The 10,612-nt window shown below is 28.8% G+C and carries 11 protein-coding genes; 10 read left to right on the top strand and 1 reads right to left on the bottom strand.

Annotated features, from left to right (window positions below; all coding sequences use genetic code 11):
* Nucleotide 1: 1 nt before the first annotated feature.
* From gcvH to B3630_RS13745, 6 genes are all read left to right on the top strand, one after another.
* Nucleotides 2–397: a glycine cleavage system protein GcvH gene (gene gcvH, locus B3630_RS13720; RefSeq protein WP_346899086.1), complete on the top strand. Its 396-nt coding sequence runs from the start codon at nucleotides 2–4 to the stop codon at nucleotides 395–397.
* Nucleotide 398: 1 nt separating this feature from the next.
* Nucleotides 399–1,739: an aminomethyl-transferring glycine dehydrogenase subunit GcvPA gene (gene gcvPA, locus B3630_RS13725; protein WP_346899088.1), complete on the top strand. Its 1,341-nt coding sequence runs from the start codon at nucleotides 399–401 to the stop codon at nucleotides 1,737–1,739.
* The gene (gcvPB, locus tag B3630_RS13730) at nucleotides 1,739–3,193 is read left to right on the top strand and encodes an aminomethyl-transferring glycine dehydrogenase subunit GcvPB (RefSeq protein WP_346899090.1); all 1,455 of its coding nucleotides are present in this window, start codon (nucleotides 1,739–1,741) and stop codon (nucleotides 3,191–3,193) included. Before gcvPA ends, gcvPB begins: the two co-directional genes overlap by 1 nt.
* Before the next feature lie 158 nt (nucleotides 3,194–3,351).
* Nucleotides 3,352–4,731 (top strand): dihydrolipoyl dehydrogenase, encoded by a 1,380-nt coding sequence (gene lpdA / locus B3630_RS13735; protein ID WP_346899092.1) that lies wholly within the window; start codon nucleotides 3,352–3,354, stop codon nucleotides 4,729–4,731.
* 53 nt (nucleotides 4,732–4,784) lie between these two features.
* Nucleotides 4,785–5,768 carry a lipoate--protein ligase gene (locus B3630_RS13740; protein ID WP_346899094.1) on the top strand — a complete coding sequence of 328 codons (984 nt, stop codon included), beginning with the start codon at nucleotides 4,785–4,787 and terminating at the stop codon, nucleotides 5,766–5,768.
* Nucleotides 5,769–5,929: 161 nt separating this feature from the next.
* Nucleotides 5,930–6,307 (top strand): PH domain-containing protein, encoded by a 378-nt coding sequence (locus B3630_RS13745; protein WP_346870180.1) that lies wholly within the window; start codon nucleotides 5,930–5,932, stop codon nucleotides 6,305–6,307.
* 178 nt (nucleotides 6,308–6,485) lie between these two features.
* Here B3630_RS13745 and B3630_RS13750 read toward each other — a convergent pair whose 3' ends face one another.
* On the bottom strand, nucleotides 6,486–7,169 hold the full coding sequence (locus B3630_RS13750; RefSeq protein WP_346899096.1) for a YjjG family noncanonical pyrimidine nucleotidase: 684 nt from the start codon (nucleotides 7,167–7,169) through the stop codon (nucleotides 6,486–6,488).
* Nucleotides 7,170–7,263: 94 nt separating this feature from the next.
* On the opposite strand from B3630_RS13750, the gene B3630_RS13755 reads away from it, so the two are divergent.
* From B3630_RS13755 to B3630_RS13770, 4 genes are all read left to right on the top strand, one after another.
* Entirely contained in the window at nucleotides 7,264–7,956 is a 693-nt protein-coding gene (locus B3630_RS13755) for a Crp/Fnr family transcriptional regulator (RefSeq protein WP_346899098.1), read from the top strand.
* 97 nt (nucleotides 7,957–8,053) lie between these two features.
* The gene (locus B3630_RS13760) at nucleotides 8,054–8,566 is read left to right on the top strand and encodes a ferritin-like domain-containing protein (RefSeq protein WP_346899100.1); all 513 of its coding nucleotides are present in this window, start codon (nucleotides 8,054–8,056) and stop codon (nucleotides 8,564–8,566) included.
* Nucleotides 8,567–8,906: 340 nt separating this feature from the next.
* On the top strand, nucleotides 8,907–9,329 hold the full coding sequence (locus B3630_RS13765; protein WP_346899102.1) for a GNAT family N-acetyltransferase: 423 nt from the start codon (nucleotides 8,907–8,909) through the stop codon (nucleotides 9,327–9,329).
* 182 nt (nucleotides 9,330–9,511) lie between these two features.
* The gene (locus tag B3630_RS13770; protein ID WP_346870176.1) at nucleotides 9,512–10,546 is read left to right on the top strand and encodes a M42 family metallopeptidase; all 1,035 of its coding nucleotides are present in this window, start codon (nucleotides 9,512–9,514) and stop codon (nucleotides 10,544–10,546) included.
* The last annotated feature ends 66 nt before the right edge of the window (nucleotides 10,547–10,612 follow it).

Consider the following 10,612-nt stretch of genomic DNA (forward strand, 5'->3'; position numbering starts at 1 on the left):
CATGTTAGTATTGGAAAATTTATTATATACAAAGAATCATGAATGGATAAGAGTAGAGGAAGATAAGGCTTATATAGGAGTTACAGATTGTGCACAAAAATTATTAGGGGATATAGTTTTTGTAGATTTACCATCAGAAGATGATGAGTTTTCTAAGGGAGAAGCTTTTTCAACAATTGAATCTGTTAAAGCTGCTGAAGATATTTTCATGCCTGCAAGTGGTAGTGTACTACAAGTTAATGAAGAATTAACTGATAATCCTATTCTAGTAAATGAAAATGCATATGATGCTTGGATGATTTGTGTAGAGTTGTCAAATAAAGATGAATTAAAAAGTTTATTAAAAGCTAAAGAGTATGAAGACTTATGTAAAGATTTATGTAAAGAAGGTGAATAATATGTTTCCTTATATTCCTATTACAGAAAGAGAAAAAAATCAAATGCTTGATTTTATTTCCGTAAAATCAATAGAGGATTTATTTAAAGATATTCCGGATAATTTAAAATTAAATAGAGAATTAAACATTGATAAAGGTTTATCAGAATTAGAAGTTGAGAAAATCATGACTAACTTAGCTAATAAAAATAAATCTATAGAAGATTTAATTTGTTTTTTAGGTGCAGGTATGTATGATCATTATATTCCTTCTATATGTAAACACTTAACTGGAAGAACAGAATTTTATACAGCTTATACTCCATATCAACCTGAAATTAGCCAAGGAACTTTACAAGCAGTTTTTGAGTATCAAACTATGATTTGTAACTTAACAGGTATGGAAGTTTCAAACTCATCTATGTATGATGGAGCTACAGCAGCAGTAGAAGCTTCTGTAATGGCTATAGAAAATACGAAGCGAAATACCATAATAGTTTCAAAAACAGTACATCCGGATACAAGACAAGTTTTAAAAACTTATCTAAAATATAAAGGATACAATTTACTAGAAGTTGATGAAAGTAATGGAGTTACAGATATTGAAAAGGTAAAATCATTATTAAATAAAGATGTAGCAGCAGTTATTATACAAAGTCCGAACTTCCTTGGAATTATAGAAGAAGTAGAAGAACTAGAGAAGGATATCCATTTAAATAAATCTTTATTTATTATGAGTGTGGATCCATTATCTTTAGGTATTTTAAAAAGCCCTGGTGAATTAGGGGCAGATATAGCTATAGGGGATGGTCAAAGTCTTGGTGCTAATATTAACTTTGGAGGACCGGGTCTAGGATTTCTAAATACTACTAAAAAGCTTATGAGAAAAATGCCAGGTAGAATTGTTGGAGAAACTGATGATAGTCATGGTAACAAAGGATATGTATTAACCCTTCAAGCAAGAGAACAACATATAAGAAGAGAAAAAGCTACCTCTAATATATGTTCTGACCAAACATTGATAGCAATAGGTGCTGCTGTATATATGGCTACCATAGGAAAAGAAGGTATAAAAGAAATAGGAGCTCAATGCATCAAAAAGTCTCACTATGCTTTTAATCAATTAATAGAGAGTGGTAAATATAAGCCTTTATTCAATAAACCATTTTTTAAAGAGTTTGCAGTAAAATCTGATACTTGCATATGTGAAATAAATAACAAATTATTAGATAATAATATTTTAGGTGGATATATATTAGAAGAAGATTACCCTCAATATAAGAATTCTATGCTGCTTTGTGTAACAGAAAAAAGATCAAAGGATGAAATTGATAAATTAGTTAAAGTGATGGAGGAGATATAATGAAAAGTTATAATAAAGTTATCTTTGAACTATCATGTGAGGGTAAAGTAGGTTATAGGCTTCCACAAATAGATGTAAAGGATATAAATATAGAGTCTGTTATACCTAAAAATATGTTAAGAGAAGAGGATGCATATCTTCCACAAGTAAGTGAAGTTGATGTAGTTAGGCATTATACTGCTCTTTCTAATAAAAACTACTGTGTAGATAAGGGGTTTTATCCTCTAGGTTCTTGTACTATGAAATATAATCCTAAAATTAATGAAGATGTGGCTATGTTTTCTGGTTTTAGTAAAATTCATCCTAAAGAATCATCAGAAAATGTACAAGGTGCCTTAGAACTTATCTATGACCTTTCCTTAAAGTTATGTGAAATTACAGGTATGGATGATTTTACATTGCAACCAGCTGCTGGAGCTCATGGTGAATTCACAGGACTTTTATTAATAAAAGCATATCATGAAAATAGAAATGACTTTAAACGTAAAAAAATAATAGTTCCTGACTCAGCTCATGGTACAAATCCTGCAAGTGCAAAAGTAGCAGGTTTTGAAATAGTTGAAATTAAATCTGATAAGGATGGATTGATTTCAATAGAAGAACTTAAAAAAGTTTTAAATGATGAAATAGCGGGACTGATGCTTACAAATCCAAATACTTTAGGTTTGTTTGAGAAAAATATAGAGGATATAAGTAAGTTGGTTCATGAAGCAGGCGGACTTTTATACTATGATGGAGCAAACTTAAATGCTATTATGGGAAAAGCTCGTCCTGGTGATATGGGATTTGATGTGTGTCATTTAAATCTTCATAAAACATTTTCAACACCACATGGTGGTGGTGGTCCAGGAGCAGGTCCAGTAGGCGTATGTGGTAAACTTTCTAAATTTCTTCCGGCTCCAATTATAAAAAAGGAAGAAGAGAAGTTTGTATTTGATTATGATAGACCTGATTCTATTGGAAAAGTAAGGAGTTTTTATGGAAATTTTGGAGTATTAGTTAGAGCCTATACCTATATACTAACTATGGGAAGAGAAGGACTGAAAGCTGCTTCAGAGAATGCTGTATTAAATGCAAATTATATAAAAGAAGCCTTGAAAGATTATTATAAGGTAGCTATAGATCAGATATGTAAGCATGAAGTTATCTTTGCGGGTTTAAAAGATAACCCAAATCATATATCAACTTTAGATGTAGCTAAAAGATTGATTGACTATGGTGTACATCCACCAACAGTTTATTTTCCTCTAATAGTTGAAGATGCCCTTATGATAGAACCAACTGAAAGTGAAAGTTTAGAGTCAATCAATGAGTTTGTTGAAGTTATGAAGATAATAGCTATAGAAGCTAAGGAGAATCCAGAAGTTTTACATGAAGCTCCTCAAAATGCCTTAGTAAGAAGGTTAGATCAAGTTAAAGCAGCCAGAATACCAATCTTAAAGTGGAGTAAGTAACTTTTTAAGAATTAAAATTTATAGGCATTAATATAATAATGTCAAAGATTATATTAATGCCTTTTCATAGGATTTGTTAAAATTTTAACTAAAATAAGCTTGTATATAAAGTTAACATAGTAATTCATATAGAACATATTAAGACGAGGAGTGTAGTTATGAAAGATATAATTGTAATAGGTGGAGGACCTGGTGGTTATGTGGCTGCCATTAGAGCAGCGCAATTAGGAGCAAAAGTGTGTCTTATAGAAAAAGAAAGCTTAGGTGGGACATGTTTAAATTATGGGTGTATTCCAACTAAAACCATATATAGATCTGCAGAACTTTTTAATAACTTAAGGCATATTGAAGACTTTGGTATTAAAGCATGTAATCCTGAAATAGATGTAGATAAAATTCAAGAAAGAAAAGGAAGCATTATAAAAACTTTAGTAACTGGAATAGAATCTCTTTTAAAAGGAAATAATGTAGAACTTATAAGAGGTAAAGCTACATTAATTGATAAGAATACTGTAATAGTATGCAATGAAGAAGAAATAACTATTAAAGGCAAAAATATAATTATAGCTACTGGATCTCAAGCTGAAATCCCATCCATTGAAGGAGTATATAATAGTAAAAATATTATAACAAGCACTGAACTTTTAGATTTTAATCATATACCTAAATCCTTAGTAGTTATAGGTGGTGGAGTGATTGGAATGGAGTTTGCCAGTATTTTTAATGCTATGGGAAGTAAAGTTACAGTAATAGTTGCGAGAAATTCTATACTATACGATATAGATAAAGATATTTCAAAGAGATATTCAGCTATGGCAAAAAAGTCTGGAATAGAGATTCTTACTTCAACTAAAGTTATGAGTTTTAGAGAGGCTGAAGAAATAGTTATACAATGTCAGGGTAAGAAAGGTGACTTTGAAGTAAGAGGGGAGAAAGTACTTCTTGCAAAGGGAAGAAAACCTAATTTTGAAGGTATTGATGTAGATAGATTAGGAATAGACACATATAAAAAAGGCATAGTGGTTGACGAAAATTATGAAACTTCTTTAAAGGGTGTATATGCTGTTGGGGATGTTAATGGGATTTCACTTCTTGCTCATGCAGCTTCTCATCAAGGGGTAGAAACTGTGGAACATATATTATTAAATAAACCTTGTCATAAAGCAGTGATTCCTTCTTGTATTTTTACTTTCCCTGAAATAGCAGTAGTAGGAATTACAGAAGAAGAAGCTAAAGAAAAGGGAATAAACTATAAAAAAAATAAATTCTTGTTTGGTGCTAATGGAAAAGCTTTAGCTTTAGGTGAAGGTGAAGGTTTGGTAAAAGTTATAAGTGATGAAAATAATGTGATTTTAGGTGTGCACATTCTTGGACCCCATGGGTCAGATCTAATACTAGAAGGCACTATAATGGTTGAAAAGAAAATGACGGTATCAGAGCTGAAAGAAGTGGTTCATAGTCATCCAACGTTAGGTGAGGCACTACATGAAGCTGTCTTAGGATTAAATAAAGAAGCTATACACAGTATAAATAAGTAACTACTATTTTTAGAATATGCATTATATTATATTCAAAATAAAAAGGAGAAAAAATGAGATATATTGATAATAGTTGCACAGATCCTTATTTTAATTTAGCTCTAGAGGAATATTTATTAAGAAAAAAGAATGGTGAATATTTTGTACTTTGGAGAGATGAACCTTGTATAGTGGTTGGAAAAAATCAAAATACTTTATCAGAAATTAATGAGGAATATATTAAAAAGCATGATATAAAAGTTGTGAGGAGACAAAGTGGAGGTGGAGCTGTTTTTCATGATCTTGGGAATTTAAATTTTACATTTATAGTTGAGGATGATGGAAAAAAGTTTAATGATTTCCAGACATTCGTTATTCCAATCATCGGTGTATTAAATGAATTAGGAGTAAAGGCAGAATTTTCAGGGAGAAATGATCTTTTAATAGATGGTAAGAAGTTTTCTGGAAATGCTCAATGTAAATATAAAAATAGAGTAATGCATCATGGGACTTTATTATTTTCTTCTGACATAGTTAACTTAAGTGATGCCTTAATTTCTAAACCCATAAAATTTTCAGATAAAGCAGTTAAATCTGTATCTAGTAGAATTACAAATATTAGTGAACATCTACAGGAATCCTTTAGTGTTATAGATTTTAAAAATAAAATATTTGAGTATATCGGTAAAGAAGAAAAAGATAAGGTTATAACTACTTTAGATAATAAGGAAATTGAAGAGGTTAAAAATTTAGTCAAAACTAAATATGAAACTTGGCAGTGGAATTTTGGAAAGTCGCCCAAATATAATTTTTATAATGAGAAAAAGTTATCTATTGGTACTATAGAGTTAAGTATTGATGTTGAAAAGGGTATAATGCAGCACATAAAAATTTTTGGAGATTTCTTTGGAGAAGGAAATATTGAAAATATTGAAAAAGCTCTTATAGGTAAAAAGCATAATACTGAAGAAATTCACAGCGTAATAGATAATATTAATATGAAAAGATATTTTGGAAACATAAAAAAAGAAGATTTTATAGAATTATTTTTTTTATAAAATTGTTTAAATTAAGTGATAGATTTTAATTACAGTATATATAAAGTAAATATAAGGACACATAAAAACATATTTAAGGGAAGATAAACTATATAAAAGTATTTACTAATATTTGTTATTTAGGGTATAATTAAATTGATTTTATAAAGGGAGTGGTGGTCATGGGATTATTTAGTAGTGTAATAGGAAATGCGTCAGAGGTGGATATCAATAAAATCAAGGAAGACTATATGAAATTATTAGGTTCTAATGAACAAATGGAAAAAGCATACAAGCTAGTAAGAGATATGATTATATTTACAAACAAAAGATTAATTATTATTGATAAGCAAGGGGTTACTGGTAAAAAGGTAGAGTATCATTCAGTACCATATAGAGCAATTACTAATTTCAAAGTAGAAACATCAGGACATTTTGATTTAGATGCAGAACTTAAAATATTTGTTTCGGGAATGAGCATGCCTATAGAAAAGACCTTTAGCAGCAGTTGTAACATTTATGAAGTACAATCAATATTAGCAGAATATTGTAGTAGATAGTATAAACATAATAGTGCATGATAGTGAGTATTAGAAGCTAAGATTAAAGTTAAAGAAAAAATAGTTTGAATATGTAAAAGTGGATTCTTGGTGAATCCACTTTTTTTCACGGGCTCTATGCTGTTAAAATAAATATATAAATTGTATATTGTTAACTAAGAATTAATATTATCTATTTTTAAACTATATTCTTAAGTTCCATAAGATTAGTAATCTCATATGTAGGTTTTATAGCACCTTTGTTTATAATCTTATTAGAATTAAACCAGCAGGTATCTATACCAAAATTTATTCCACCTTGTATATCTGAAGTTAAGCTATCTCCTACCATTAATATTTTTGTTTTATCAGTATGATTTATATTTTTTAAAGTATGCTGAAATATTTTTGGATCAGGTTTAGATACTTCGATCTCATCAGATATTACTACATCCTCAAAATATTTTCCTATAACAGATTTTCTTATTCTATTATCTTGGACATCTTTAAGACCATTAGTAATTATAAAAAGTCTATAGTCCTTATATAGACTTTTTATAAGAGCTATACTATCATCGTATAAAAATGATGCGTAGGACAAATGTTTTATATATGATTTTGCAAATTTAACTTCATCAAATTTAATATTTAATTTACTTAATAATCTTTTAAATCTTTCAATATTCAAATTCCTCTGAAGGATAAGTCTATTTTCAAAATCTTTCCATATAAGTGTGTTTATATCCTTATATACTTTTAAATGATAATTTTCATCATACTCTATGCCGAACTCAATCATAGTATTTTTAAGAGCATATTTCTCGGACTTTTTGAAATCAAATAAGGTTTCATCTGCATCAAATATTATAACTTCGTAATTCATAATAAACCTCCATCTATACTTTACATCCTCTAATTCATAAGTTACCATATTCATATATATAGCTATAGGACATATGTCATGATAAGGAGAATTTATGAAAAAAATTTTGAACCAACAACTCTTAAACAAGTATTTTGTTAAGTATAACATAGAAGAACTATTTGATGAGTATATAGTAAACTATGCTCAACTCCATTTTTATGAAAAAGATGAAGTTATATTAGAAGCGGAGGATGAACTTGAATATTACTATTTACTTGTAGATGGGAAAATTAAAATATCCTATCTCTTTGAAAATGGTAAATCAATGCTATTAAAGTTTTATAAAGCCTTTAATACTATAGGAGATTTAGAGTTTTTAAAAAATAAGCCCATACAATGTAATGTTGAAGCTATAGAAAATACTTTTTTAATTGCCATACCATCAACTATACTTAGAGTAAATTATATTGATAATGTGAACTTTTTACATCATTTAGTAGGCTCTTTAAGTGAAAAGCTTCATGAAACCATTAATAATAGTTCATATAACTTTGTATATCCCCTTGTAAATAGGCTAGCTAGCTACCTAGTTGAGCATTTAGAAGATGATAAAAATTATATACTTTTAAACTCATCATTTAAAGAGATTGCTGAATTTTTAGGAACAACTTATAGGCATTTGGTGAGAACATTTAAAGAGCTTGAATCGAAATCAATTATAAAATGTGATAATAAAAAAATATATGTATTAGATGAGGATAGACTTAGTGAGTTATCTAAAAATGTGTATATGAAATCTCTTTAGATACAGAAGTAATATATGTAAATGTACAAGAACCATTCATAAGATAAAATAATTTTTAATATATATATAATGTAGATAAATAATTAAGGGGACTATTATGAGTTATACTACTGAAAGACAACCGCAAGGCATAGCAAAAAGTGTTGAAGATTTTTTAAGAGAGGGACTTGTTGCAGAAGTTGTAGCAATAAATGATTATAGTCATTTTATAGCAGTTACAGAAAACAAAGAACTTAAAGAGTTATTTCATCATATTATGGAAGATGAAAAAAGGCATTATGCAATGTTTTTAAATGCTCTAAGATGTGTTGATCTAGAACAGGCGGAATTACAGGAAGAAGCCAAAGAACATGTAGATATATCATCTAAAGAGAAGTATAAAGACTATACTAATAAATATGATAAGGATGTTAATCTACTTGTAACTATTAGAAAAGGAATAAAAGGAGAACTAGAGGCTATTTTACTTTATGAACAATTTGTGAGAAATATAAATAACGATACTTTAATTAAAATTATAAATGAAATAACTAGGGATGAAAAGGAACATGTGGAAGAATTAACGAGAGCTTTAATTATTTTAGATAAAGATGAATATGGAACATTATAAGAATGTATAAAATAATCTGTGTAAACCCAATAAGGAGAATATTATTATCCTTATACTAATGGGGGAGCACAGATTATTTTATTTTTAAGAAAGAAAATTTAATATAAGAGAGGTGGACTTTTTATTTTAATATAGATATTATTAACTTAATACACTGGGAAAAAATAATTCATAGCTATGATTAAACATTATTATATAAGATTTTATATAAGTAGTATCTGGTGGAGTAGCTGAAATTGTAAAGAAAGAAGAAGAAGGCTATGCTTATATAAAACCTTAAAAATTGATAAATATAAGAATCAATAATTAGCATAAAACAACATAACTTGGGAGTGATATTATGAATATAAAAATAGAAAAAGACTGTGCTAAGGTGGATTGGAGCTTAATACCAGAAATATTAAAGCTGGGAGGTATGGGATATTTTGATGAAGCTACCCATAAGAAAGCATTTGAAAATAGTTATATTACTGTGTTTATATATGATAACAATAGGCTTATTGGATTTGGAAGAGCATTATCAGATGGAGTTTATCAAGGTGCAATTTATGATGTAGCTATATTGCCGCAGTATCAAGGTAAAGGTATAGGAAAATTAATTGTAAGCACTATACTTGAGTCATTGCGAGGATGTAATGTAATTTTATATGCTGCTAAGGGAAAAGAAGGATTTTATAATAGCTTTAATTTTAGAAAGATGAAAACTGGTATGGCTTTATTTAATAATGCTGAAAAAATGAAAGAAAAGGGATTTATTGAATAGAAAACTTTATAAAAAATATTTTTATAAACCCTTTAATAATTTATAGATGAATATTATAATATTTAGAGAGACTAAATTATATGACTATTATAATTATTTAGATATTTTAAAAATTAATTACTTTATATCTAAGATTACAGAATAATAGAAATATAAAATTTATATTATTGGGAGGGCGAAAAATGATAACAGTAAACAAAGAAAAGGTTTTAAATACAGCAAAAGAAATATTGCTTATTGATAGCCCAAGTGGATTTTGTTATGAAGTTATGGATAAAATCCAATCAATTACAGAAGAGCTAGGTTATACTTTTGAAAAGACTGTTAAAGGCTGTGGAGTTATAACTGTTCCTGGAAAGAGTAATGACAAAGTAATAGGGTTATCTGCACATGTAGATACATTAGGAGCTATGGTAAGATCTATTTCTAGTGAAGGTACTTTAAAGTTTACTTTAATTGGAGGACCGATAGTTCCTACTTTAGATGCTGAATATTGTAAGGTTAGAACTAGAGATGGAAAAATATATAATGGAACATTTTTAAGCACTAGTCCTGCTATTCACGTGTATGAAGATGCAAAATCTAAAGCTCGTGATCCAAAGAATATGGAAGTAAGACTTGATGAAGTTGTAAAATCTAAAGAAGATGTAGAAAAACTAGGCATATGCCCTGGAGATTTTATATTTATAGATCCTAAAACTACTATAACAGAAAGTGGATTTTTAAAATCTAGATTTATAGATGATAAAGGTAGCGTTGCATGTTTAATGAATCTTCTTCATATATTAAGTAGTGAAAAGATAGTTCCTACCTATACTACTAAAGTATTTATATCTGTTTATGAAGAAGTTGGACATGGTTCAGCCTATATACCATCGGATATAACAGAAATGATAGCTGTAGATATGGGATGTATTGGAGAAGATTTATCTTGTACAGAATATGATGTTTCTATCTGTGCTAAGGATTCTAATGGGCCATATGATTTTAATATGACTACAGACCTAGTAAGTCTTGCTAAAAGCAATGAAATAAAATATGCTGTAGACATTTATCCAATGTATGGTTCAGATGTTGGAGCAGCACTTAGTGGTGGAAATAATATTAAAGGTGCACTAATAGGACCTGGAGTTCATGCTTCTCATGGAATGGAAAGAACTCACTATACAGCTTTAGAAGGAACAATAAAATTATTATATGCTTACTTAACAAGATAGTTATTAAGACTCAATTTATCATTAGATATGGTAGGTTGAGTCTTATTTAAGTGCGCCCAGCATGGG

This window comes from Clostridium sp. UBA7503, assembly GCF_002477055.1.
GTDB classification, from domain to species: Bacteria; Bacillota; Clostridia; order Clostridiales; family Clostridiaceae; genus Clostridium_J; species Clostridium_J sulfidigenes.